We start from the raw sequence: 25,032 nt of genomic DNA on the forward strand, positions 1-25,032 counted from the left end.
CAGGCCGTGACGGAGCGATCCGGTGCCGCGGTCGCACTCGAGCGGGTGTGGGCGGACGAGCTGCCCGAGCTGTCGGTCCCGGTGCGTGCGGTCGCTCCGCCCGCCCCGGAGCTGGTGGTGCTCAACGAGGGCGTCGCGGCGTCGCTCGGACTCGACGCCGCGTGGCCGTCCTCGCCCGACGGCGTGCAGCTGCTCACGGGCGCGGCGGCCGAGGGCGCGGTCTCCCAGGTGTACGCGGGTCATCAGTGGGGGCGGTATCGTCCGATCCTCGGAGACGGCCGCGCGGCACTGCTGGGCGAGCTGCGGGATGCCGACGGCTGGCTGCGGGATCTGCACCTGAAGGGCATCGGTCCCACGCCGATGTCACGCGTCGACGGGTTCGCCACGCTCGGGCCCATGCTGCGGGAGTTCCTCCTGGGCGAGGCGATGCACGCCCTCGGGGTGCCGACGACCCGCGCGCTGGCCGTCGTGTCGACGGGCGCCACACGCGTGCGCGACGGCCGGGGGAGTCCGGGTGCGGTGCTCGCCCGCACGGCATCCAGTCACGTGCGCATCGGCACGTTCGAGTACGCGGCGCGTCACGACGACCCGGGGCTCCTGCGCCGCGTCGCCGATCACGTCATCGGCCGGCACCATCCCGGCGCCGCGTCGGCACCACAGCCGTATCGCGCGTTGCTGGCGGCCATCGTCGACGCCACCGCCGCGACCACCGCGCACTGGATGCGGCTGGGCTTCGTCCACGGCGTGCTCAGCACCGACAACGTGCTCGTGTCGGCGGAGACCATCGACTACGGACCCTGCGCGTTCCTCGACGCGTACGACCCGGACACGGTCTACAGCAGCCTGGACACCTCGGGGCGCTACGCCTACGCGCGTCAGCCGGAGATCATGGCGTGGAACCTGGAACGCCTCGGCGAGGCCCTGGCGCCGCTGCTGGACGACCAGCCCGCCCGGGGCGCGGCGGCCGCGCGGGAGATCGTCGGCGCGTTCGACGAGCGCCACCGCGCCCACCGGACCGCCTTCTTCCGTGACAAGCTCGGCCTGGACGTGCGGGTCGCCACCGCGGACGTCGACGAGCTCACCACGGACGCGCACCTCCTGCTCCACGACCACGGCGTCGACGTCACCGGGTTCTGGCGTGATCTGGCCGCGGCGGCCGACGGCGACGAGCGTCCCGTGCGCGCGCGCTTCCTCGGCGCCGTCGGCGGGCTGGACGACTGGCTCGGCCGATGGCGCCGTCTCGCGCCCGTCGCCGAGCGGCTGCGGACGGCGAACCCCGTCTACATCCCCCGCAACCACCTCGTGGACGAGGCGCTCGACGCGGCGGTCGCCGGAGACCTCGATCCCTTTCGGGTCCTCCTGTCCCTCGTCCGCGCCCCGTACACGGTCCGCAGCGAGCCCACGTACCGCCGTTACGCCGCGCCCGCCCCGGCGGACCACCCTCCGCATCGGACGTTCTGCGGCACCTGAGGGCGCCGCGGGAGGGTCGTGGCACGCGCCGAACATGACGCCGGAAGACGCCTCATTGAGCTCTATGTCGACACATTGACCCGGATGACGACGCCCTTCGCGTCGCGACCGGGCCCTGACGAACCTGGAGTGCGGGAGCACCGCATCCCGCCCTCACACAGCTTGGAGTCCAGACATGTCCCTCACCAGATCACGCGCAGCGTCGATCGGCGTCGCCGGCGGAGCACTCGCCCTCGCGCTCACCGCGTGCGCCGGCGGCACCCCGGCGGCCGATCCCACCGCGTCATCGGCCAGCGCCGTGCCCGGCGGAAACCTCACGTTCGCGATCTCCGTCGACAGCCAGTGCATCGACCCGCAGCAGGTCGGCAACAACGACGCGATCGCCATCGCGCGCCAGACCGTCGCCTCCCTCACGACCCAGGACCCGCAGACCGGCGACATCCTCCCGTGGATCGCGCAGTCGTGGAAGGTCAACGACGACGCGACGAGCTTCACCTTCACGCTGCGTGGCGGCGCCACCTACGCCGACGGCGCCCCCATCGACGCGGCATCCGTCAAGACCAACTTCGAGGCCATCCAGGCCCTCGGCGCCAAAGCGACCCTCGGGTCCTCCTACCTCGCCGGGCTGAAGAGCATCGAGGTACCCGACGCGAGCACCGTCGTCATCGACTTCTCCGCGCCCAGCGCGCAGTTCCTGCAGGCGACGTCGACCTTCACGCTCGGGCTGCTCTCGCCCGCGACCGCGTCCGTCAGCCAGGCGGACCGCTGCCTCGGGAAGTACGTCGGCTCGGGACCGTTCTCGGTCAAGAGCTACACCCCCAACCAGGGCGCCGTGCTCGAGCGCCGGGCGGGCTACGACTGGGCGCCGCCCACCGCCGCGCACAGCGGAGACGCGTACCTGGACACCATCACCTACGTCGTGATCCCCGAGTCGGGCAACCGTACCGGCAGCCTGCAGTCCGGTCAGATCGACGCGACCACGGGCATCGCGACGACGGACGCGCCCCTCTTCCAGACCGCCGACTTCTGGTCCCACAACCGCGCCAACCCCGGAGTGGTCTACAACCTGTACGCGAACCAGTCGACCCCGAAGCTCGCGGACGTCTCCGTGCGGCAGGCGATCCAGAAGGGGATCGACCGCGAGCAGATCACGTCGTCGCTGCTCGGACCCGACGACAAGCCCGCGGTGTCGCCGCTGTCCTCGTCCACGCCGTACTTCACCGACCTGAGCGCCGAGCTCGTGTACGACCCGGATGCCGCGAAGAAGCTCCTCGACGCGGACGGCTGGACCGTCGGTTCCGACGGCATCCGGGAGAAGAACGGCGAGAAGCTGAGCTTCCTCGTGACGTACTGGCAGTCGCCGAAGGAGGTCCTCGAGCTCGTGCAGCAGCAGCTTCGGCAGATCGGTGTCGACCTCCAGCTGAAGTTCGCCTCCATCGCCGACGTGCAGGCGGCCCAGGCGGACGGCGACTACGACTTCAGCTACGGGAACCTGACGCGCGCCGACCCCGACGTGCTGCGGACCGTCTTCTCCTCGCAGGGGACCAACAACGCGACCAAGCGGACGGCCGTCGAGCCGATCGACGAGCTGCTGGCCCAGCAGGCGGCGACCACCGACCGCGCCCAGCGGCAGAAGCTCGTGGACGAGGCCGCGACCCTGCTCGTCACGGACGCCTCCTCCATCCCGATCTACCAGCTGTCGACGACCATCACGGCATCCGCGAAGGTGCACGACCTGACGTTCGAGGCGTCGAGCCGCCTCGACTTCTACGACGCCTGGGTCACCCCGTGAGGCGCGCAGCGGCAGCGAGGAGGTGACGACGATGAGGAGCGAGATCGTGTGGTTGCGTTACGTCGGACGGAGAGCCGGGCAGGGGCTGCTCGTGCTGTGGGCGGCCTACACGGTCTCGTTCCTCATCCTCTACCTCCTGCCGGGCGATGCGGCGACGCTGTTCGCCGGGGGAGGCGATCAGGATGCCGTCGACCCGGAGCTCGTCGCGAAGCTGCGCACCCAGCTCGGCCTCGACCGGCCGCTCTGGGAGCAGTACCTCGCGGCGCTGGGCCGAGCGCTGGCCGGTGACTTCGGCGTCTCGACGCAGACCGGACGCCCCGCATCCGCCCTCCTCGCGGAGGCGCTGCCGCCGACGCTGGCCCTCACCTCGTTCGCGTTCCTCCTGTCGATCGCGCTCGGGGTGGGCCTCGCCCTGGCCGCGTCGCTCGCGCGACCCGCATGGCTGCGTAACCTCCTCTCCGCGCTGCCGCCGATCGGGGTCTCGATCCCCGTGTTCTGGATCGGGCTGCTCCTGCTGCAGGCGTTATCGTTCCGCCTGCGCCTGTTCCCGTCCGTCGCAGACGCCGGGTTCGTCAGTCTCGTCCTGCCCGCGCTCACGATCGCGATCCCCTCGGGCGCCTTCGTCGCACAGCTGCTCGCGCGCAGCCTCCGGGCGACCCTCGCCCAGCCCTACGTCGAGGTCGTGCGGGCCAAGGGTGCGGGGGAAGCGCGGGTGCAGCTCGGACACGCCTTCCGCAACGCCGCGATCCCGAGCCTCACGATGCTCGGTGTGCTGATCGGAGGCCTGCTGTCGGGCGCCGTGGTCACCGAGACCGTGTACTCGCGCCTCGGCGTCGGGCGCCTCGTCGTCACGGCGGTCAACAACCGCGACGTGCCCGTGGTGCAGATCGTCGTCGTGTTCGCCGCGCTCGTGTTCGTCGTCGCGAACCTCGTCGTCGACCTGATCTATCCCCTCGTCGATCGCCGCATCACCCTCGCCCGCAGCGCCTTCGCCGTCGCCTGACCCCGGGCCCGACCCTCCGACAAGGAGCACCATGACCGTCGACACCGTGATCTCGGTCACCGACCGCTCGCCCGCCCCCGGCATCCCCGCGGCGGAGCCGGACGTCCCGACCGTCCCGCCGGCGGCGGGCATCCCCGCGGCGGCGACCGCCGCGGCGCGGCCCCGGTCGCGGCGCGTGGCGCCCTCGCTCGCGCTGGCGGTGCTCGTCCTCGTGCTGGTGACGCTGTGGGCCCTCTTCCCGACCTGGTTCACGGCGTGGGACCCGATCGAGGGCGTCCCCGCCGATCGGCTGCAGCCTCCCGGCCCCGCGCACTGGTTCGGGACGGACAACCTCGGGCGCGACCTGTTCTCGCGGGTCGTCCACGGCTCGGCGACCTCGCTGGCCGCCACGAGCGTCGCGGTCGTCGTCGGGCTCACGGTCGGGTCGCTGTTCGGGCTGCTCGCCGGCTTCCTCCGGGGCATCGTGGACGACGCGATCATGCGCATCATGGACGTCCTCCTCGCGATCCCCAGCCTGCTGCTCTCCCTCGCCCTCATCACCGCCCTTGGCTTCGGCACACTGAACGTCGCCGTCGCCGTGGGCCTGGCGAGCATCGCCTCCTTCTCGCGGGTGATGCGCGCCGAGGTGCTCTCGATCGCCACGGCCGTGTACGTCGAGGCCGCCCGCGTGTCGGGGGTGCGCTGGTACACGATCCTCCGCCGCCACGTGCTCCCGAACGCGGCCGGGCCCGTCGTCGCGCTGGCCGCGCTCGAGTTCGGCGTCATGGTGCTCGCGATCTCCTCGCTGTCCTTCCTCGGTTTCGGGGCGCCGCCGCCGGCGCCCGAGTGGGGCTCGCTCGTGTCGGGCGGTCGCGACTACCTCGCGGTTGCGTGGTGGCTGACGACGCTTCCCGGGCTCGTCATCGTCGCGGTCGTCCTGTCGGCCAACCGCGTCGCCCGCGCCCTCGAGCGCGACGGGGGACGTCGATGAGCGCCGTGCTCGAGATCGAGGACCTGTCCGTGTCCTACACGGTCGACGGGCGCTCGCGCACCGCCGTCGACGGTGTCGGGTTCACCGTCGGTCGCGGCGAGATCGTCGCGATCGTCGGCGAGTCGGGATCGGGCAAGAGCACGACGGCCCACGCGATCATCCGTCTGCTCGCCGCCAACGCCACGGTGGATGCCGGGACCCTCCGACTGGCCGGCGACGACATCTCGGCGCTGTCGCCTCGGTCCTGGCGCGACGTGCGCGGCCGTCGGATCGCGCTCATCCCGCAGGACCCCACGACGAGCCTCAATCCCGTCAAGCGCGTCGGGCGCCAGGTGGGCGAGCCCCTGGTCATCCACGGACTGGCGGACGCGCGCGGCGCCGATGCGCGCGCCGTGGAGCTGCTGCGCCTCGCCGGGATCCCCGAACCCGAGGCGCGGGCACGGCAGTTCCCCCATCAGCTCTCCGGAGGGATGAAACAGCGCGCCCTCATCGCGGCCGCCCTCTCCGCCGACCCCGAGCTCATCATCGCGGACGAGCCGACGAGCGCCCTCGACGTGACGGTGCAGAAGCAGATCCTCGACCACCTCGACCTCCTCGCCCGCGACCTCGGCACCGCCGTGCTCCTGATCACTCACGATCTGGGGGTCGCCGCCGACCGCGCCGACCGCATCATCGTGATGCAGCACGGGCGCATCGTCGAGGAGGGGGACGCGCGCGAGATCCTGACCGCGCCGCAGCATCCGTACACCCGCGCGCTCCTCGCCGCCGCCCCCGGCTTGCGCGCGCCCGCCCTGCGCGCGCCCGCCGCCGGCGCGACGCGGCGGGAGCGCGCGCCGCAGACCGCGGAGGCATCGACCGCCCCACCGCTGCTCGAACTCGCGCGCGTGCGGAAGGAGTTCGCCCTCCCCGGACGTCGATCGCTCGTCGCCGTCGACGACGTGTCGCTCACCGTCGGTCGCGCCGAGACCGTCGCCGTGGTCGGCGAGTCCGGGTCGGGCAAGACGACCACGGCGCGACTGGCCCTGCGGCTGGAGCGCCCGAGCGCGGGGGAGATCCTCTTCGACGGCATCGATCTGGTGCACGCCGGGCGCGAGGAGCTGCGGGCGCTGCGCCGCCGGTTCCAGCTCGTGCATCAGAGCCCCTACGCCTCCCTCGACCCGCGCTTCAGCGTCGCCGACATCGTCGACGAGCCGCTGCGGGCGTACGGCGTCGACCGGGCGACCCGTGCGGCGCGCGTCGCGGCGCTGATCGATCAGGTCGCGCTGCCGGCCGCGTTCGCACACCGCCGACCCGCCGAGCTGTCCGGCGGCCAACGTCAGCGGGTGGCGATCGCCCGGGCCCTCGCGCTGCGCCCCGACCTGGTCGTGCTCGACGAGGCGGTCTCGGCGCTGGACGTCTCCGTGCAGGCGCAGATCCTCGCGCTGCTGGCCGACATCCAGGCCGAGTCGGGGGTGGCCTACCTCTTCATCAGCCACGACCTGTCGGTCGTCCGCGAGATCTCCGACCGGGTCGTCGTGATGAGCGGGGGCCGCGTCGTCGAGGAGGGTCCGACCGCGCGGGTGCTCACGGCGCCCCGCGAGGAGTACACGCGCCGCCTGCTCGACGCGGTGCCCGGCGGCCGACTCCGACGCGAGGACGCCGCATGAGCGCCCTCGGACGTCAGACCGTCGATCTGCTGCAGCATCTCATCCGCGGCGCGGCCGTCAACGACGGCACGCCCGACGGCGGCGGCGAGCACCGACAGGTGGAGACCCTCTCGCGCTTCTTCGAGGGGTCGGGCCTGGAAGGCGTCACGGTCGAGCCCCACCCGGGCAGGACCTCACTCGTCATCCGCATCGAGGGCACCGACCCCGCCGCCCCTTCCCTCGCCCTCGTCGGGCACACCGACGTCGTCCCGGTGGAGGCGGCGGGATGGTCGCGCGACCCGTTCGCGGCCGACATCGTCGACGGCGTGCTGTGGGGACGGGGCGCCATCGACATGCTCAACCTGACAGCGGCCTACGCCGTCGTGACGCGCAACCTCGCCGTCGAGGGCTTCCGTCCGCGCGGCGATCTCGTCTTCGCGGCCGTGGCGGACGAGGAGAACGGCAGTCGGTTCGGGGTCGAGTGGCTGACCGAACATCGGCTCGACCTCATCGACGCCGACTACGTGCTGACGGAGTCGGGCGGCGCGCACGCGGGAAAGGCGCCGGGGATCACGGTGATGGTCGGGGAGAAGGGCGGCGCCGGACGACTGCTGCGCGTCACGGGATCCCCGGGCCACGGCTCGGCACCCTGGGGAGCCCGCAACGCCGCGGTGATCGCGGCGGAGGCCGTCACGCGTCTGGCCCGGCATCGCTCACCCGCCGTCATCACGCCGCAGTGGCGCGACTACGCCCGGGCGCTGGATCTGGATGCGGCGACGACAGCCGCTCTCCTCGACCCCGAGCGGCTGGACGACGCCCTCCCTCGGTTGGGCGGGCTCGCCGGTTTCGCGCACGCCTCGACCCACACGACCGTCTCGCCCAACGTCGTGCGCGCGGGGGAGAAGGGGAACGTCATCCCCGGAGAGGCGACGATCCAGCTCGACATCCGCATCCTGCCCGGTGTCACCCGCGAGGATGTCGAGGGGCAGCTGCGCGACGCGCTCGGCGATCTGATCGAGAACATCGAGATCGAGGGCGACTGGTTCGGCGAGGCGACCCTCTCGCCGATCGACACGCCGCTCTACGCGGCGATCGGATCGGCCGTGCGTCGCGCGCATCCCGGAGCGGAGCTGCTCCCCATGCTCGGCGTCGGCGGGACGGACGGGCGGTTCTACCGTCGCCGCGGCATCCCCGCATACGGTTTCGGCGTCCTCAGCGAACGCTGGGACTACGGCACCTTCCGGCGGCTCTTCCACGGCAACGACGAGCGCATCGACCTCGCGTCGCTCGAGCTCACCGTCACCGCGCTCGACGACGTGGTGCGCACCTTCCACGATCCCGACGGCGCCGCACGGGTGCGGACGCACCGCGTCCGGGCGGAGGCGGCGCGATGACCGGCGATGCCGCGACGCGCGGCGTCATCGCGCGCACCGGGATCATCGTCGCCGGCAGCTATCCGGAAGACGACCCGTCGCGGGGCCTCGAGGAGACGCTCGCCCTCATCGCGTTCGCGGAGGAGCTGGGCTTCGACGTGGCGGGCGTGCGGCAACGGCATCTCGAGCGCGGCATCTCGTCGGCGCTCACCGTGCTCGCCGCGGCCACGCAGCGCACGCGGCGCATCCGGCTCGAGAGCGACGTCGTGCCCCTCGGTCACGAGAACCCGTTCCGTCTCGCGGAGGACTTCGCCACCGTCGACGCGCTGTCGGCCGGCCGCGTCAATGTGGGCATCTCGACCTCGACGCCGCACCAGGACCTCCTGCGGTCCCTGGCCCGGCCCGACGCGGATGCCGAGACCGACCCCTTCGCGCTGATCACGCGTTTCCTGGAGGCCCTCGAGGGCCGCGAGCTGGGCGGCGAGCCGCTCTCGACGCCCTACGGCCCGCAGGTGCCGCGCATCCAGCCGCACGTCGCCGACCTGCGCCGGCGCGTCTGGCTGGGCGGCGGGTCGCTGCGTTCCGTGCGGTGGGCGGCGCAGAACGGGCTGAAGCTGCTGCTCGGCAACGTCGGCGACGGACATGCCGCCGACACCTTCGAGCAGGCGCAGGCGATCCACATCGCCGAGTACCGCCGGCTGTTCCGCGGCGAGGGCGCCGCGGTCGCGGTCGAGCGGGTGATCCTGCCCACCGACTCTGCGACCTCCGCGCAGCGCGCCCACTACGCCGCGTACGTGGCCGAGCGCCACGCCCGCACCGAGCGACCCGTCACCGTGGGCTCGCGCCGCATCGTGTTCCAGCGCGACCTCCACGGCAGTGCGGAGGAGATCGCCGAGCGCCTGGCGGCCGATCCCGCCTTCGACGGGCGCACCGAGCTGCGCCTCGCGCTTCCCTACGCGTTCGCGCCGGAGGAGTACCGTCACATCCTGCACGACGTCCGCCACGCCGTGCTGCCGCTCGTCGCCGCGCACGTGGCCGCCGACGTCCCCGCCTGAGTCCCACCCCACCCCCCATCCCCACGAGGAGAGAACATGACCAGCACGATCACCGCGGACGTCGACCGGGCGCGGTTCGCCCACGAGTGGGAGACGTGGCATCTCGCGCACGAGGAGCGACGCAACAGTCCGCTGGGCTTCCACGCGATCACCGGGCTGGCCTGGCTCTCGGCCGACCCGGTGCGCCTGGAGGGCGCGCCGGGGGCGTGGAGCGTCGGAGCGGACGGCGCCGTCGTCGACCTGGCCGCGGGCGAGACCCTGACCCTGGACGGCGTCGCCATCGGCGGGCGCCACGTCTTCGGGACGCTGCCCGAGCGCGCCTCCGTGCTCCTGGGCTTCACCGACGGTGACGTCGAGGGCGCGATCGAACTCGCCCGCCGCGGGGGCCACACGATCGTGCGTCCCCGGCGCGCCGACCACCCGTTCCTGGTCGCGTATCCGGGGACGCCCGCCTACCTCCCGGACGCGCGGTGGCGCGTGCCCGCCCGCTTCGTGCCGTTCGAGACCCCGCGCCCGACCGAGGTGGGCTCGGCCGTCGACGGTCTCACCCACGTCTACGACGCGCCCGGCCGCCTGGAGTTCGCCTGGGAGGGGGAGACGCTCGCCCTCACCGCCTTCCCCGGTCACGGCGGCGGCCTCCTCGTGCTGTTCACCGATGCGACGAGCGGGCGCACGACCTACGCGGCGAACCGCTCGGTCGCGGTGGACGCCCCCGATGCGGACGGCTGGACGGCGATCGACTTCACCCGCGCGACGAACCTGCCGTGCGCGTACACCGACTTCGCGACGTGCCCGTTGCCGCCGAGTGAGAACCGGCTGCCGATCGCGGTCGAGGCGGGCGAGAAGACCCCCGTCTCGCGCGTGCACGGCGAGACGGCGCCGGTGCCGGCCTGAGCGGTCAGCGCTCGCCGGGCCCGCTCGCCGGGATCTCCCGCGCCGGGATCTCTTTCGCGAAGCAGTGCGAGAAGGCGAACGGCGTGTAGGGCTCGTAGATCCCGATGGGGGTGTAGCTCGCCTTCTCGTAGAGCGCCACGGCGTCGTGCTGCCGGTCCCCGGTCTGCAGGATGAGCCGGCGCGCGCCGCGGTGCTGTGCGATGCGCTCCAACTGCGCGAGCAGGGCCCGGCTCACGCCACGGCCGCGCGCGCGGGGGTGCACGAAGAAGCGCTTGATCTCGAGGTCGCGGATGCCGTCGTGGGCGAGATCGCGCAGCGCGGCGTGCCCGACCGGGGTGCCGTCGTCGTCGAGGGCGATCAGGGTGGCGACGATCGTCGCGGGGTCGACGGCGAACGCCCTCTCGGCGACGGACGGGTCGCCGTCGCGGAAGCGGTCGGCGTAGCGGGGGCCGACCTCGGCATCCATGAGCTCGCGGAGCGCGGCGGCGCGGGGATCGGCCCAGGGGACCTCGAGCAGTCGTCCGCCCTCGTCGGGGGCGCGCTCGGCAGGGGGCGCGGGTGCGGGAGCCAGGTCGTAGCCGAAGGCGAGGAGCGTGACGATGCGGCCCGGCTCGAGCTCGCGTGCCTGCTCCCGGTCGGGCAGCCGGCGGAACCCCAGCTTCGCGTACAGCGCGTGGGCCCCGGTCATCTCCGGACCCGAGTTCATGACGACGCGGTGCGAGCCGCGCTCGCGAGCCAGTGCGATGACGTGGCGCGTCAGCGCGGCGCCGATGCCGCGGCCGCGCGCCGACGGGGCGACCGCGAGCTGGCGGAAGTCGGTCTCGCCCGGCCGTCCGATGTCGGGGTTGAGGGCACGATTCGGCCGCGACACCCACACGGTGCCGACGATCTCTCCCGTGTCGTCGACGGCCACCCACACGTCGCCCGCGCGCACGCGGGCGGCGACGTCGCGCAGGGAGGCGAGATAGTCGTCGGACAGCGCGCCGTAGCTGGCGAGATACGCGGCGGCGGTCACCTCGCCGGCGCGCGCGTACTCCTCGGTGCGCACGAGGCGGATGGTGACGGCGTCGGCCGGTGACGCCGGGTCGTGGGCCGCTCGCGCGGGCGCGGCGGGAGCGGGGACGGGGGAGGAAGGGGGCATGGGATCTCCAGAGGACGAGGATACCGGCCGGTCCCGCGGACGGGACCGGCCCGTGGGAGAACGCGGACTCAGGACTTCGGCAGACCCTGCGGGTTGATCTCGCTCTTGTCGACCCGCTCGCCCTCCAGACCCCAGGTCTTCAGGAGCTCGTCGTACTGGCCGCCGTCGATGATGGCGTTGAGGGCGATCTGGACCGGCTCGATGAGGCCGTTGCCCTTCTTCGTCGCCGCCGCGATGTTGGCCGTCAGCGGCCAGCCGCCCGACACCAGCCCGACGAGCTTGGTGTCTCCGGTCTCGCGCGCGGCCCAGGCGGAGGTCGCGTTGGGGCCGAAGGTGGCGTCGGCGCGACCCGACTGGATCGCGAGCGTCGCGGCCGCGTTGTCGTCGTAGTAGACGAGCTCGGCGGGCGCCTTGCCCTTCTTCTCGAGCTCCGCGTTCCAGGCGAGCAGCACCTTCTCCTGGTTCGTGCCCGAGCCCACGATGATCTTCAGCCCCGAGATGTCGTCGGAGCCCGCGATGGAGGTGATCGCGCTGTCGGACTTCACGTAGAAGCCGAGCTGGTCGACACGGTAGCTCGCGAAGTCGTACAGCTCCTTGCGCTCCTCGGTCACCGTGACGTTCGACGCGATGAGGTCGTACTTGCCCGACTGGATGCCGAGCGGCCAGTCGGCCCAGGCGACCACGACGGGGTTGTACTCCAGCCCCAGCGCCTCGGCGATGAGCGAGCCGATGTTCGGCTCGGTGCCCGCGACGTCCGTCGCGGCCGAGGTGCCCTCCGGCTGGTAGCTCAGCGGCGGGACGAAGGCGCCGATCGCGACGGTGAGCTTCCCGGGCTCGATCGGGGTGAAGCCGCTCTCCTTGAGCGCCTCGACGGCCGCGGGAACGGACGAGTCCAGGTGGACCCAGTGGATGTCGGAGGTGGACACGTTCGCGCTGGTCTCGGTCGGGCCGGGCTCGGCGGCGGTCGCCGAGCCGTTGAGACTGACCGCCGTGATGATGCCGCCGACGATCGCGGCGACGGCGACGACCGCGATGCCGAGGGCGATGCCCTGCTTCTTGCTGATGGCCATGTGCTGTGTTCTGCTTTCTGTGTCGGGTGTGATCTGCGGTGGGGTTGTCAGGAGAGGACCTTGGCGAGGAACTCCTGCACGCGGGGGTGCTGCGGACGCACGAGGACCTCGGAGGGCGGACCCTGCTCGATGATGCGACCGCCGTCGAGGAAGACGACGCGGTCGGCGACCTCGCGTGCGAAGCCGACCTCATGGGTGACGATGACCAGCGTGGTGCCGAGCTGCGCGAGGTCGCGGATGACGTCGAGCACCTCGCCGACCAGTTCCGGATCGAGGGCGCTCGTCGGCTCGTCGAACAGGATCACCTTCGGTGCGAGGGCCAGCGCGCGGGCGATCGCCACCCGCTGCTGCTGACCGCCGGAGAGCTGGCGCGGGTAGCGGTCGGCCTTGTCCGCGAGGCCCACGCGGTCCAGCAGCCCCAGCCCGAGCTCGCGGGCATCCTCCTTGGAGTGTCGCCCGAGGGCGATCGGCGCCTCCGTGACGTTCTCCAGGGCGGTCAGGTGCGGGAAGAGGTTGAAGTTCTGGAAGACGATGCCGATCTGCGTGCGCCGCGCGAGCACGTCGCGCTCGCGCAGCTCGTGGAGGACGCCGCCGCGCTTCTCGTAGCCGATGAACTCGCCGTCGACCGTGACCGAGCCGGCATCCACCGTCTCGAGGTGGTTGATGGTGCGCAGCAGGGTCGACTTGCCCGAGCCGCTGGCGCCGAGGATCGCCACGACCTCGCCGGGGGCGATCGTCAGATGGATGCCGCGGAGCACCTCGATGCCGCCGTAGCTCTTGTGCACGTCGTGGATCTCCACGAGTCCCGTCGTCGCGCTCATGACCGTCCTGCGACCTTCTCGTCGTGCGGCACCGGTCGCGCCGCTGTCGGGTTCTCGTCGGCCAGGCGCGCCCACTGCGCGGCGATCCACGCGCGCGCCTTCTGCACCGGCGTGGGTGGGAGCACGCGCACGGTTCCGCGGGCGTAGTGGCGTTCGATGTAGTACTGCGCGATGCTCAGGATCGTCGTGACGATCGTGTACCAGACCACCGCGACCAGCAGCAGCGGGATGACGCGGCTGTTGCGGTTGTAGATGACCTGCACCGCGTAGAAAAGCTCGGGGATGGCGATGACGAAGAGCACCGACGTCCCCTTGACGAGACCGATGACCTCGTTGGTCGCGTTGGGCACGATCGAGCGCATGGCCTGCGGGAGCACGATGCGGGTGAGGCGGCGGCGGGGCGGGATGCCGAGCGAGGCGGCGGCCTCCAGCTGGCCCTGGTCCACCGACAGCAGTCCACCGCGGATGATCTCCGCCGAGTAGGCGGCCTGGTGGAGGGAGAGGCCGAGCACGCCGGCCGCGAACGCCGAGATCAGCTGGACGGTGGGGAACTCGACGATCCAGAAGTCCGTCGTGAACGGCGTTCCGAGGCCGAGGGTGGGGTAGAGGTAGCCGAGGTTGTACCAGACCACCAGCTGTACGACGAGGGGCACCGAGCGGAAGAACCAGATGTACAGCCAGGCGGCGCTGTTCAGCAGCGGCGACTTCGCGAGGCGGGCCAGGGCGATCAGCGTCCCGAGGAGGAAGCCGATCACGGCCGAGACCGCCGTGTACAGCAGCGTCAGGCCGAGTCCGCGCAGGACCGGCTCGGAGACGAAGTAGCGCGCGAACACGTCCCACTCGTAGTTCTCGTTGGTCACGAGCGACCACGCGAACTGCGCGAGGACGAAGATCACGACGGCCGCGAGCGCCCAGCGGAACCAGTGTTTCGTGCGGACGACGCGGATGGTGCCGAGGTCCCAGCGGTCGCCGTCGGGCGGCGATCCGGGGGCGGTCGTGGACGCGCCGGTGGCGCGGGCCAGGGTGTCGGTCATGGAAGCCTCTTTCGGGCCGTTCTCTCGGGAAGGCTCATCGAGGACGAGCCGGTTGCCTGACGGTAGAGAGCGGCACGGGCGCTCGGCAAACACCGTTCGTCACGGCCCGTGATCATCCGTAGCGTGGCGTCACACAGAGCAATCCGGCGACGCATCGGCCGTCGCTGCGCGGGGGCGCACCTATCGTCGGACGCATGCGGACCACCCCCTTCCGATCCCGACCCACGAGGAGACATCCGTGACCCACGACCACGTCGCACCCGCATCCACCCCCGCCGTCGAGGCCCCGCTGATCAGCCCGGAAGAGGCCGCTGACCGGTTCGCGGCCGGCGCCGTCGTGGTCGACGTGCGCAGCGACGCCGGTCGCGCCAAAGACGGGGTGATCCCCGGGGCGATCCGCGGTGACCGCGATCGCATCGACGCGCAGTTCCTCCTCGACTCTCCGGAGAAGCTCGCCGAGATCACCGAGTGGGATCAGGACATCGTCATCGTCTGCGGATCCATCCGCGGCTCGGGACCGGTGGCGCAGAAGCTGCGCGAGAGCGGTTTCACCAACGTCGCGCACGTCGACGGCGGCTTCCCCGCCTGGCGCGACGCGGGGGCACCGGCGGCCGAGCTCCCGTCCGAGGGCTGAATCCCCGACGGCCCGCATCCTGCCCGCTAGGCGTGCTGCAGGATGCGAGCCGTCGTGCGCGCGCTGAAGTGCAGCGCCGCGAGAGGGATGCGCTCGTCCGCCGCGTGGAACTGGCCGAAGACGTCGAAGCCCCGCGGCACGCGGAGCGGGATGAACCCGTAGCCGTGGATGCCGAGGCGTGCGAAGTGCTTGTTGTCGGTGGAGGCCGGGAGCAGGTACGGGACGACGATGCCCTGCTCGTCCTCCGCCGCCATCGCCGCCTGCAGGGTCTCGATCAGGGTTCCGACGAAGCCGAGGGCGTCGAGGTCGTCGTCGCGCGTCTCGGGGGAGAAGGAGAGCCCCCGTGCCGCGCCGAAGAGGTCCGGACGGTGCTCCACGAGCCATCCCGCGCCCCACACGCCACCGCTCTCCTCGTCGGCGAGGAACGCGAGGACGAGATCGGCGACACCCGTGTCGACGGTGTCGATGCGGATGAGATCGCGGGCGAAGGCGGCGGGATGAGCGCGTGTGACGGCGCATGACGACGCGTGACGCGGACGCGTCGCGACGACGTGCGGAACTAGGAGTGCCCCCGACAGGAATCGAACCTGCGACCTTTGGTACCGGAAACCAACGCTCTATCCCCTGAGCTACGGAGGCGTACCGATCGAGGGTATCACCGCTGCAGCGCCGCGACCGCCGCCGCGAGCCGCTCCGCGAGGTAGCGGTGCCCGGCGGTCGAGGGGTGCTGGCGCCCGGCACCGGCGTCGATCACCTGCGCGTAGTTCGCCGGCGTGATCCACCGCTCCCGGACGGGGGAGATGTACCACCAGCCGCGCGCAGCGGCCGCGGCGGCGAGATCCGCGTCGATCCGCGCCGTCGCCGCTTCGACGGGCAGCACCTGCGGCGCCGGCCCGAGGATGACCACCTGCGCGCGCGGGAGCCGCTCGGCCAGGGCGTCCCACGCGGCATCCACCGCCTGCCGATAGCCCGCCGCCGGCTCGCGTCGATCGTTGATCGAGCCCTGCACGATCACGAGGTCCGGATCGAGCCGCGGGTCGAGCGCCGCGATGCGCGTGGCGTAGTCGGGCCCGTCGATTCCGGGTGTGAGATACCCGGAGCCGCGCACGCCGTCGACCACCGTCGTCCAGCCGGCGAGATCGCCGACCACGGCGGCGTAGCCGAGGGCCGGCGATGCGGCTGCCGAGCCGTAGGTCCAGGAGTCGCCGAACACCAGCACCGTGGGGTGATCCGGCAGCACGAGGGATGCCGGTGCCACCGCCACGGCGTCGCTGCCGGCGGCCGCGACCGCGGCCGGTGCCGGGTCGGCGATGCGCACCGCGAGCTGCCAGACGCCCACGCCGCAGGCGACCGCGACGAGCGTCGCGAGCGTCGCCCGTGCGCCCGCCGGAAGGCGGCGACGCGGGCGGCGGACGGCGGACATGCGACGAGAGTAGGTCACGGCCGGCACAAACCGGAATCGGCCGTCGGGGACCCGCGTGAGAGGGTCCGGACATCCGTGTGCGCGACCGCCTCCGCGGCGTGCGAGGATACTGCGGTGCAACGCCTCGTGACCGCCGAACTGGACCTCGATCTCGGGGCCTCCGTCGACCTCATCTTCCAGATCGCGGCGGCCCAGCCGGCCCCGGTCCTGCGCGAGGAGTTGACCTTCACGCAGGGCGATCGCGTGTACACCCCGACGGAGATCATCGACCAGTCCGGGAGCCGGCTGCACCGCCTTCTGGGCGAGTCGGGACGTCTCGAGGTGCGCTACGAGGCGCTCATCGAGGGCCACGTCGCCCAGCGCGCGACGAGCGACCTGGAAGCCATCACCTACCTGCGCCCCAGCCGCTACTGCCAGTCCGACGAGGTCTTCTCGCAGGCGCGGCGTCAGTTCCGGGGGCTGCAGGGCCTCGACCTCATCGCGGCCGTCAGTGAGTTCGTCGCCTCCAGCACGACCTACACGCCGGGGCTCAGCCAGGGCACCGACTCGGCCGTCACCACGCTGATGACCGGCCAGGGCGTCTGCCGCGACTACGCGCACGTCGTCATCGCGCTGCTGCGGGCCATGGACATGCCGGCCCGCTACGCCGCGTGCTTCGCGCCGGGGCTGCGCCCGATGGACTTCCACGCCGTCGCCGAGGCCTACCTCGACGGCAGCTGGTACGTCATCGACGCCACCCGGCTCGCGAACCGCCGCTCGCTGGTGCGCATCGCGACCGGCCGCGACGCCGCCGACTGCGCGTTCCTCAGCTACCACGGCGGCTACGTCGGCCTGCAGCGGATGCGCGTCGACGCGTGCGTCCTGCCGGACGACGCGTCCGACGTCGCGGCGCAGGATGCCGCGGCCGCGGCATCCGACCCCGCTCTCGACGACTTCGCCGAGCTCGTCCAGCTCGCCTGACCCGGCCGGGCCAGGCGGGCCGCCACCGCGGCCGTGGGGCTCGACGCGCCTGCGCAACTCCGCCTGTGGGTCTGCTGTCCGCAGCTTTCGTGGCTTCGCAGACGTCTCAGGTGGAGTTGTGCCGGCGCCCGTGCGCGGGGAGGGCCTGCAAGACCCCGCACCTCACGACGGATGCCGAGCCGCGCACGCAGGTTGCGGGCGGCACGCGCCCGTAGACTTGACGGGCTATGAACCCCGACGCCCTCTCCGCCGCCCTCCTCGCCGTCATCGCCCCGCTCGCCGAGGCGCGACGCCCCGGTGCGAGCGCCGGTCTGACCGCGGCCGACCTGCCGCTGGAGCGGCCGCGCAACCGCGACCACGGCGACTGGGCGTCCAACGCCGCGCTGAAGCTCGGCAAGGCGGTCGGGGCGAACCCGCGCGAGTTCGCGCAGGAGATCGCCGACGCGCTCGCGGCCACCGACGGCGTCGCGAGCGTCGAGGTCGCCGGTCCCGGCTTCATCAACATCCGTCTCGAGGCGGGCGCCGCCGGTGCCCTGGCCCGGGCGATCGTCGAGGCCGGCGCGGCCTACGGCGCCAACGAGACCCAGCGCGGGCAGAGCATCAACCTGGAGTTCGTGAGCGCGAACCCGACCGGCCCGATGCACATCGGCCACACCCGGTGGGCGGCCCTGGGCGACGCGATCGCGCGGGTGCTCCTGGCCAGCGGTGCGACGCTCGTGCGCGAGTTCTACATCAACGACGCGGGCGCGCAGATGGACCGCTTCGGCCGTTCCGTGCTCGCCGCCATCAAGGGCGAGCCGACCCCCGAGGACGGCTATCCGGGCTCCTACATCGACGACCTCGCCCGTCGCGTCCTCGCCGAGCTCCCGGGCATCCTCGACCTGCCGGCGGAGGATCAGGTGGTCGAGGCGCGCGATCGGGCGTACGCCCTGCAGCTGGCCGACCTGCAGGCGTCGCTGGAGAAGTTCAACGTCCACTTCGACGTGTTCTTCAGCGAGCGCACGCTCCACGCCCACGGCCCGAACGGCGAGCCGAGCCTCGTCGACGAGGCCGTCGACCGCCTGCGGGCCCAGGGGCACGTGTTCGACCAGGACGACGCCGTGTGGGTGCGCACGACCGACTTCGGCGACGACAAGGATCGCGTGATCCGTCGCTCCAACGGCGAGTACACCTACTTCGCCGCCGACGCCGCCTACTACCTCAATAAGAGCGACCGCGGCTTCGCGCACAAGATCTACCTCCTCGGTGCCGACCACCACGGCTACGTCCACCGCCTCAAGGCGCTCGCGGGCGCGGCGGGCGACGACCCCGAGAAGGACATCGAGGTGCTGATCGGCCAGCTCGTCTCGGTCAACGGCGCGCGGCTGTCCAAGCGCGCCGGCAACATCATCGAGCTCGACGACCTGCGCGACTGGCTCGGCACCGATGCGCTGCGTTACTCGCTCGCGCGGTACCCGGCCGATTCGCCGCTGACCCTCGACCCCGAGATCCTCACGAAGCGCACGAACGACAACCCCGTCTTCTACGTGCAGTACGCGCATGCCCGTACGCACAACGTCGCGCGCAACGCGGCGGACTCCGGTGTCGACCGCAGCGCGTTCGTGCCCGAGCTGCTGGACCACGAGAGCGAGTCGGCCCTGCTCGGCGCCCTGCAGGAGTTCCCGCGCATCGTGGCCTACGCCGCCGAGGTGCGCGAGCCGCACCGTGTCGCGCGCTACCTCGAGGAGCTCGCGAGCCTGTACCACCGCTGGTACGACACCTGCCGGGTGACGCCGCTGGGTGACGAGCCGGTCACCGACCTGCACCGCACGCGGCTCTGGCTCAACGACGCGACCGGTCAGGTGCTGCGCAACGGACTCGGACTCCTCGGTGTGAGCGCGCCCGAGCGGATGTGACGTGAGCGACCAGCACCCCACCCAGCCGCTTCCCGACCCGACGGCGCAGTGGGTGCTGTCGACGGATGCCGCGGCATCCGCACCGCGACGACGCCGCAGCCGCCGCTGGCCGTGGCTGATCGCCGTGCTCGCGGTCGCGGCGCTCGCCGTCGGCGCGTGGTTCGCGGGGGAGTACATCGCCCGCGGTGTCGTGGAGCGGACGATCCGCGAGCAGGTCGTGTCGCGGCTCGACCTCCCCGCCGATCAGCAGATCGACGTCGCCGTCCCCGGTCAGATGCTGCCGCAGCTGATCGCGGGCCGTCTCGACGAGGTCACCGTGTCCGCCGCGGACGTTCCGCTCGGGCAGCTCACGGGCGACGTCGAGGTGCACGCCGCGGGTGTGCCCGTCGGCGGCGACCAGCTGCTGCAGAGCGCGTCGGCGACCGTGCGTCTGGACGAGGCCCAGGTGCGGGCGCTGCTCGGCACCGTCGAGGGCTTCCCGGCGGATGCCGTCACGCTCGAGGCGCCGGACATCGTGATGTCGACGGAGCTGAGGCTGTTCGCCCTGTCGGTGCCGGTCGGGGTGAGCCTCGCCCCTTCGGCGTCGGACGGCGACCTGGTGCTCACGCCGCGCACGCTGCGGGTGTCGGGCGCCGAGGTGTCGGCCGATGTTCTGATCGACCAGTTCGGCGCGGTCGCGCGCACCGTGGTGCGCGACTGGGACGTGTGCGTGAAGCAGTACCTGCCCGCCGGGCTCACGCTGTCCGCGGTGCGCGTCGACGGATCGCAGGTGGTCGCGGACGTCGCGGTCGATCCGCGGATCACCGTCGACACCGCCCTGCAGCAGAAGGGCACGTGCAGCTGAGGCGGGGCGGGCCCGGGGGGTCTCGCGGGGGTCGTCACATGCGTGAGGCGGCATGCGGGGGTGCCCTAGACTTCTAGGACTGCCGGGCGTGACGTGACCGTCGGCAGCCCGACCCCACACGATTGGTTCCGCACGTGTCCGCCGCCTCCGACCGCCCGCTCGTGCCCGCGTGGCTCACCGTGCCGGACGATGCGAACGCGCTCGCCGCGGCCGTGTGGCCGGCCTCGGCCGCCCGCGACGACGACGGCCAGCTGCTCATCGCCGGCGTCGGCGCCGCCGCGCTGCGCGCCCGCTTCGGCACACCGCTGTACGTCCTCGACGAGGATGCCGTGCGCCGCCGCGCCCGCGAGGTGCGCGAGGCGTTCGCCGCCGCCGCCGCCCGCCACGGGGTGCAGGCCCGGGTCTACTACGCCGGCAAGGCGTTCCTGTCGACGGAGATCGTGCGGTGGGTCACCGAAGAGGGACTCGCGGTCGACGTCGCCACCGGCGGTGAGCTCGCCGTGGCCCTTGCCGCCGGCGCCGACGCGTCGCGGCTCGGGCTGCACGGCAACAACAAGTCGGTGGCCGAGCTGGAGCGCGCCGTCGAGATCGGCATCGGCTCGATCGTCATCGACTCCCGCATCGAGCTCGAGCGGCTCGCCGCGATCGTGGAGCGCCGCGTCGCCGCCGGGGCCGAGCCGCAGGCGGTCCTCGTCCGCGTGAACAGCGGCGTGCACGCCGAGACGCACGACTTCCTCGCGACCGCCCACGAGGACCAGAAGTTCGGGTTCGCCCTCGCCGACGCCCCGGCCGTCGTCGCCCGCATCCGCGAGCTGCCGGGCCTGCGCTTCGTCGGACTGCACTGCCACATCGGCTCGCAGATCTTCGGCGCGCGCGGCTTCGAGGAGTCCGCGGCTCGCGTGGTCGACCTCCACGCGCAGCTGCTCGCCGGCGGCGACATCCCCGTCCTCAACCTGGGGGGCGGCTTCGGCATCGCCTACACGTCGGTCGATACGCCCACGCCCATCGCCGCGCTGGCCGACGGCATCGTCGACGCCGTCGCGCGCGAGTGCGAGGTCCGCGGCATCCCGCTTCCTCACCTCGCCTTCGAGCCGGGCCGCACGATCGTCGGCCGCGCCGGTGTGACCCTGTACGAGGTGGGCACCGTCAAGCCCGTGCAGGTCAGCGACGAGCTCGAACGGCTCTACGTCAGCGTCGACGGCGGCATGAGCGACAACGCGCGTCCGGCGCTGTACGGCGCGCAGTACTCCGCCCGTCTCGCATCGCGTACCTCGGATGCCGCGCCTGCCCTGGCCCGCGTGGTGGGCCGTCACTGCGAGTCCGGCGACATCGTCGTCGACGCGGAGTACCTGCCCGGCGACGTCACCCCCGGCGACCTGCTCGCCGTGCCCGCGACCGGCGCCTACTGCTTCTCGCTGTCGAGCAACTACAACTACGTGCCGCGGCCGCCGGTCGTCGCCGTCCGGGACGGCGCGGCACGGGTGATCGTGCGCGGCGAGACCATCGACGACCTGCTGGCGCGCGACCTCGGGGTCGCCTCCGGCTCCCCATCCGGCGAGGAGAACGAATGACCGACTACCGTCGACTGCGTGTGGCCCTGCTCGGGGCGGGGGCCGTCGGGTCCCAGGTCGCCGCGCTCCTGCGCAAGCACGCGGACGAGCTGGCCGACCGTGCCGGCGCAGCGCTCGATCTCGTCGGCATCGCGGTGCGCAACCCCGACGCGCCGCGCGACGCGGACCTGCCGCGCGAGCTGTTCACCACCGATTCCGAGCAGCTGATCGTCGGCGCCGACATCGTCATCGAGCTGATGGGCGGCATCGAGCCCGCCCGCACCGACATCCTGCTGGCGCTGTCGTCGGGCGCCGACGTGGTCACCGCCAACAAGGCGCTGCTGGCCACGCACGGCCCGGAGATCTTCGACGCCGCCGATCAGGTGGGCGCGTCGGTGTACTACGAGGCCGCCGCCGCCGGTGCCATCCCGATCATCCGGCCGCTGCGCGACTCGCTCGCCGGCGACCGCGTGCAGCGGATCATGGGCATCGTCAACGGCACGACCAACTACATCCTCGACCGCATGGACAGCGAGGGCAGCGGCTTCGACGAGGTCCTCGCCGACGCGCAGAAGCTCGGCTACGCGGAAGCGGACCCCACGGCGGACATCGAAGGCTACGACGCGGCGCAGAAGGCGGCCATCCTCGCCTCGCTCGCCTTCCACACCGCCGTCCCGCTCGACGCCGTGCACCGCGAGGGCATCACGCGCATCGACAAGCAGGCGATGGATGCCGCCCGTCACGCCGGCTACGTCATCAAGCTGCTGGCCGTCTGCGAGCGTCTCGCCGACGCCGAGGCGGACTCGCCCACCGGCGAGGCGATCTCGGTGCGCGTGTACCCCGCCCTGATCCCGCGCGAGCACCCGCTGGCGAGCGTGCACGGCGCCAACAACGCGGTCTTCGTCCAGGCCGAGGCGGCCGGGAACCTGATGTTCTACGGCGCGGGCGCCGGCGGGGTGCAGACGGCGTCCGCCGTGCTCGGCGACGTCGTGTCGGCGGCGCGGCGCCACATCGCCGGCGGGGTCGGGGTCGGCGAGTCCACGCGCGCGAACCTCCCGGTGCTCCCGATCGGCCGCGTCACCACGCGCTACCAGATCACCCTCGAGGTCTCCGACGAGCCGGGTGTGCTCGCGACGGTGGCCGGCATCCTCAGCGAGGGACGCGTGTCGATCGCGACGGTCGAGCAGACGATCGAGCCGACCGCGCCCACCGAGGCCGAGGACGCTCCGGGCGTCGCGCGGCTGGTCATCGGCACCCACACGGCACGTGAGCAGGACCTCAGCGACACCGTCGACCGTCTCGCCGCCAGCGGCGTGGTCGGCCGCGTCGTGTCGGTCCTGCGCGTCGAAGGCAATTGATCCGGGGAAACTGAACTCGCGGTCGCGGCACCGCAAGAAGGAGATGGACATGGCACACGTCTGGCAGGGAGTCCTGCGCGAATACGCCGATCGGCTCGGCGTCACGGAGACGTCGACGGTCGTGACGCTCGGCGAGGGCGGCACGCCCCTGATCCCCGCCGCGGCGCTCTCGCAGCAGACCGGCGCGAACGTCTTCATCAAGTTCGAGGGCATGAACCCGACCGGCTCGTTCAAGGACCGCGGCATGACGGTCGCGCTCTCGCGCGCCGTCGAGCACGGCGCGAAGGCCGTCATCTGCGCCTCGACCGGCAACACGTCGGCATCCGCCGCCGCCTACGCGGCGCACGCGGGCATCACGGCGGCCGTGCTGGTCCCGGAGGGCAAGATCGCGATGGGCAAGCTCAGCCAGGCGGTCATCCACGGCGGTCGGCTGATCCAGGTGCGCGGCAACTTCGACGACTGCCTCGAGATCGCGCGCGAGCTCGCCGACAACTACCCCGTCCACCTCGTCAACTCGGTCAACCCCGACCGCATCGAGGGGCAGAAGACGGCCGCCTACGAGGTCGTCTCCCAGCTCGGCGACGCCCCCGACTTCCACCTCATCCCCGTCGGCAACGCCGGCAACTACACGGCCTACTCCCGGGGCTACCGCGAGGAGGCCGCGCGCGGCGTCGCGACCAAGGTGCCGCGCATGTTCGGCTTCCAGGCCGAGGGCTCCGCGCCGCTCGTGCGCGGCGAGGTCGTCCGCAACCCCGAGACGATCGCCTCGGCGATCCGCATCGGCAACCCCGCCTCGTGGGAGCTCGCCCTCGAAGCGCGCGACGCGACCCAGGGCTGGTTCGGCGCCATCGACGACGCGCGCATCCTCGCGGCGCAGAAGCTGCTGGCCAGCACGGCCGGCGTCTTCGTCGAGCCGGCCAGCGCGATCGGCGTCGCGGGCCTGCTGGACCGTGCCGAGGCGGGCGTGATCCCCGCCGGCGCGACCATCGTCATCACCGTCACCGGCCACGGCCTCAAGGACCCCCAGTGGGCACTGCGCAACGCCGACGGCACCGAGGTCGAGCCCACCGTCGTCGACGCGACGACCAGTGAGGTCGCGTCCGTCCTCGACCTGGCATGACCGCGGCAGAGGCGGGGCGTGCCGTCGCGGTGCGCGTGCCCGCGACGAGCGCCAACCTCGGGCCGGGCTTCGACACGCTGGGCCTCGCGCTGAGCTCGTACGACGAGCTCGTCGTCACGGCGCTGCCCGAGCCGGGGCTGGAGATCGTCGTCTCGGGGGAGGGTGCCGCCGACGTCCCCACCGACGCCTCGCACCTGGTCGTGCGGGCCATGGCGTACGCCTTCGAGGCCTCCGGCCGTCCGATGCCCGGCATCCGTCTCGTCGCGCACAACACCATCCCGCACGGGCGCGGCATGGGCTCGTCGGGCGCGGCGGTCGTCGCCGGGCTGCTCGCGGCCCAGGGGCTGCTCGCCGGCGACGTCGAGCTCGGTCCCGACACGCTGCTGCGGCTCGCGACGGAGCTCGAGGGGCACCCCGACAACGTCGCACCGGCGCTGTTCGGCGGCCTCACGATCGCATGGATGGACGAGAACGGCCCGCAGCACAAGAAGCTGCTGGTGCACCGCGGCGTGGCTCCGCTCGTGTTCGTCCCCGACTTCACGATGTCCACGTCGGTCGCGCGCGGGCTCGCGCCCCTGCAGGTCACGCGCGAGGACGCCGTCTTCAACGTGTCGCGCTCGGCCCTGCTGATCGCGGCGCTCACGCAGAGCCCGGAGCTGCTGATGGCGGCCACCGAGGACAAGCTGCATCAGTCGTACCGGGCCCAGGCGATGCCGGCGACCGACGAGCTCGTTCGCGCCCTGCGTGCCCGCGGCTTCGCGGCGGTGGTGTCGGGAGCCGGACCGAGCGTGCTCGTGCTCGCCGACGGTCCCGGACAGCGACTCGCGGCCGCGGAGGTGGCGGCCACCGTCACGGACACTCCGTGGGAGCCGCGCATGCTCGCCGTCGACGTCAGGGGTGGTACAGTGAGGAACCATACGGAGGGTGCCACGGCGTGACCGTGAATCTGGCCTCCGTCGCAATTCTGCGAACCACCGCATAACCCTCACGTTGCACCATC

At 72.5% G+C, this 25,032-nt stretch carries 22 protein-coding genes and 1 tRNA gene; 16 read left to right on the forward strand and 7 right to left on the reverse strand.

Annotated elements, in window-relative coordinates:
- Positions 1 to 6: 6 nt before the first annotated feature.
- The 8 genes from L0965_RS10585 (at position 7) to L0965_RS10620 (ending at position 10,182) form a co-directional block, all read left to right on the forward strand.
- Positions 7 to 1,470, forward strand: coding sequence for a YdiU family protein (locus tag L0965_RS10585; RefSeq protein ID WP_101306647.1), 1,464 nt, complete (start codon positions 7 to 9; stop codon positions 1,468 to 1,470).
- A gap of 175 nt (positions 1,471 to 1,645) precedes the next feature.
- Positions 1,646 to 3,262: an ABC transporter substrate-binding protein gene (locus L0965_RS10590; RefSeq protein WP_101306646.1), complete on the forward strand. Its 1,617-nt coding sequence runs from the start codon at positions 1,646 to 1,648 to the stop codon at positions 3,260 to 3,262.
- Positions 3,263 to 3,293: 31 nt separating this feature from the next.
- Entirely contained in the window at positions 3,294 to 4,265 is a 972-nt protein-coding gene (locus tag L0965_RS10595; protein ID WP_101306645.1) for an ABC transporter permease, read from the forward strand.
- Positions 4,266 to 4,296: 31 nt separating this feature from the next.
- Entirely contained in the window at positions 4,297 to 5,235 is a 939-nt protein-coding gene (locus tag L0965_RS10600; RefSeq protein ID WP_157831627.1) for an ABC transporter permease, read from the forward strand.
- On the forward strand, positions 5,232 to 6,881 hold the full coding sequence (locus L0965_RS10605) for an ABC transporter ATP-binding protein (RefSeq protein ID WP_101306644.1): 1,650 nt from the start codon (positions 5,232 to 5,234) through the stop codon (positions 6,879 to 6,881). The genes L0965_RS10600 and L0965_RS10605 overlap by 4 nt, the downstream gene beginning before the upstream one ends.
- Complete coding sequence (locus L0965_RS10610) at positions 6,878 to 8,254, forward strand: M20/M25/M40 family metallo-hydrolase (protein WP_101306643.1); 1,377 nt, start codon at positions 6,878 to 6,880, stop codon at positions 8,252 to 8,254. The genes L0965_RS10605 and L0965_RS10610 overlap by 4 nt, the downstream gene beginning before the upstream one ends.
- On the forward strand, positions 8,251 to 9,288 hold the full coding sequence (locus tag L0965_RS10615; protein ID WP_101306642.1) for an LLM class flavin-dependent oxidoreductase: 1,038 nt from the start codon (positions 8,251 to 8,253) through the stop codon (positions 9,286 to 9,288). Before L0965_RS10610 ends, L0965_RS10615 begins: the two co-directional genes overlap by 4 nt.
- Before the next feature lie 36 nt (positions 9,289 to 9,324).
- Positions 9,325 to 10,182: a DUF1684 domain-containing protein gene (locus L0965_RS10620; RefSeq protein WP_101306641.1), complete on the forward strand. Its 858-nt coding sequence runs from the start codon at positions 9,325 to 9,327 to the stop codon at positions 10,180 to 10,182.
- A gap of 4 nt (positions 10,183 to 10,186) precedes the next feature.
- On the opposite strand, the gene L0965_RS10625 is transcribed toward L0965_RS10620, so the two are convergent.
- From L0965_RS10625 to L0965_RS10640, 4 genes are all read right to left on the reverse strand, one after another.
- Positions 10,187 to 11,323, reverse strand: a complete 1,137-nt coding sequence (locus tag L0965_RS10625) for a GNAT family N-acetyltransferase (RefSeq protein ID WP_232783917.1) — start codon at positions 11,321 to 11,323, stop codon at positions 10,187 to 10,189.
- Positions 11,324 to 11,391: 68 nt separating this feature from the next.
- On the reverse strand, positions 11,392 to 12,393 hold the full coding sequence (locus L0965_RS10630; RefSeq protein ID WP_101306640.1) for an ABC transporter substrate-binding protein: 1,002 nt from the start codon (positions 12,391 to 12,393) through the stop codon (positions 11,392 to 11,394).
- A gap of 47 nt (positions 12,394 to 12,440) precedes the next feature.
- On the reverse strand, positions 12,441 to 13,214 hold the full coding sequence (locus tag L0965_RS10635; protein WP_061782543.1) for an amino acid ABC transporter ATP-binding protein: 774 nt from the start codon (positions 13,212 to 13,214) through the stop codon (positions 12,441 to 12,443).
- On the reverse strand, positions 13,211 to 14,248 hold the full coding sequence (locus L0965_RS10640; RefSeq protein WP_101306639.1) for an amino acid ABC transporter permease: 1,038 nt from the start codon (positions 14,246 to 14,248) through the stop codon (positions 13,211 to 13,213). Before L0965_RS10640 ends, L0965_RS10635 begins: the two co-directional genes overlap by 4 nt.
- A gap of 238 nt (positions 14,249 to 14,486) precedes the next feature.
- Here L0965_RS10640 and L0965_RS10645 point away from each other — a divergent pair, with 238 nt between their 5' ends.
- Positions 14,487 to 14,882, forward strand: a complete 396-nt coding sequence (locus L0965_RS10645) for a rhodanese-like domain-containing protein (RefSeq protein ID WP_101306638.1) — start codon at positions 14,487 to 14,489, stop codon at positions 14,880 to 14,882.
- Between the two features lie 26 nt (positions 14,883 to 14,908).
- On the opposite strand, the gene L0965_RS10650 is transcribed toward L0965_RS10645, so the two are convergent.
- The 3 genes from L0965_RS10650 to L0965_RS10660 form a co-directional block, all read right to left on the reverse strand.
- On the reverse strand, positions 14,909 to 15,259 hold the full coding sequence (locus L0965_RS10650; protein ID WP_198553628.1) for a hypothetical protein: 351 nt from the start codon (positions 15,257 to 15,259) through the stop codon (positions 14,909 to 14,911).
- 189 nt (positions 15,260 to 15,448) lie between these two features.
- Positions 15,449 to 15,521 (reverse strand) — tRNA-Arg (locus L0965_RS10655).
- 16 nt (positions 15,522 to 15,537) lie between these two features.
- On the reverse strand, positions 15,538 to 16,305 hold the full coding sequence (locus tag L0965_RS10660; protein ID WP_157831626.1) for an SGNH/GDSL hydrolase family protein: 768 nt from the start codon (positions 16,303 to 16,305) through the stop codon (positions 15,538 to 15,540).
- Between the two features lie 114 nt (positions 16,306 to 16,419).
- Here L0965_RS10660 and L0965_RS10665 point away from each other — a divergent pair, with 114 nt between their 5' ends.
- The 7 genes from L0965_RS10665 (at position 16,420) to thrB (ending at position 24,970) form a co-directional block, all read left to right on the forward strand.
- On the forward strand, positions 16,420 to 17,265 hold the full coding sequence (locus L0965_RS10665) for a transglutaminase family protein (RefSeq protein WP_060959185.1): 846 nt from the start codon (positions 16,420 to 16,422) through the stop codon (positions 17,263 to 17,265).
- Positions 17,266 to 17,492: 227 nt separating this feature from the next.
- Positions 17,493 to 19,160: an arginine--tRNA ligase gene (locus L0965_RS10670; RefSeq protein ID WP_101306636.1), complete on the forward strand. Its 1,668-nt coding sequence runs from the start codon at positions 17,493 to 17,495 to the stop codon at positions 19,158 to 19,160.
- 1 nt (position 19,161) lies between these two features.
- Positions 19,162 to 20,004: a DUF2993 domain-containing protein gene (locus L0965_RS10675; RefSeq protein ID WP_101306635.1), complete on the forward strand. Its 843-nt coding sequence runs from the start codon at positions 19,162 to 19,164 to the stop codon at positions 20,002 to 20,004.
- A 134-nt stretch (positions 20,005 to 20,138) separates the two neighbouring features.
- Complete coding sequence (gene lysA / locus L0965_RS10680; RefSeq protein ID WP_101306634.1) at positions 20,139 to 21,575, forward strand: diaminopimelate decarboxylase; 1,437 nt, start codon at positions 20,139 to 20,141, stop codon at positions 21,573 to 21,575.
- On the forward strand, positions 21,572 to 22,912 hold the full coding sequence (locus L0965_RS10685; RefSeq protein ID WP_101306633.1) for a homoserine dehydrogenase: 1,341 nt from the start codon (positions 21,572 to 21,574) through the stop codon (positions 22,910 to 22,912). The genes lysA and L0965_RS10685 overlap by 4 nt, the downstream gene beginning before the upstream one ends.
- A 49-nt stretch (positions 22,913 to 22,961) precedes the next feature.
- Positions 22,962 to 24,032 (forward strand): threonine synthase, encoded by a 1,071-nt coding sequence (thrC, locus tag L0965_RS10690; RefSeq protein ID WP_060959190.1) that lies wholly within the window; start codon positions 22,962 to 22,964, stop codon positions 24,030 to 24,032.
- On the forward strand, positions 24,029 to 24,970 hold the full coding sequence (gene thrB, locus L0965_RS10695) for a homoserine kinase (protein WP_060959191.1): 942 nt from the start codon (positions 24,029 to 24,031) through the stop codon (positions 24,968 to 24,970). The genes thrC and thrB overlap by 4 nt, the downstream gene beginning before the upstream one ends.
- The last annotated feature ends 62 nt before the right edge of the window (positions 24,971 to 25,032 follow it).

It is taken from the genome of Microbacterium sp. NFH-22A-Y (assembly GCF_021401375.1).
GTDB lineage: Bacteria > Actinomycetota > Actinomycetes > Actinomycetales > Microbacteriaceae > Microbacterium > Microbacterium hominis.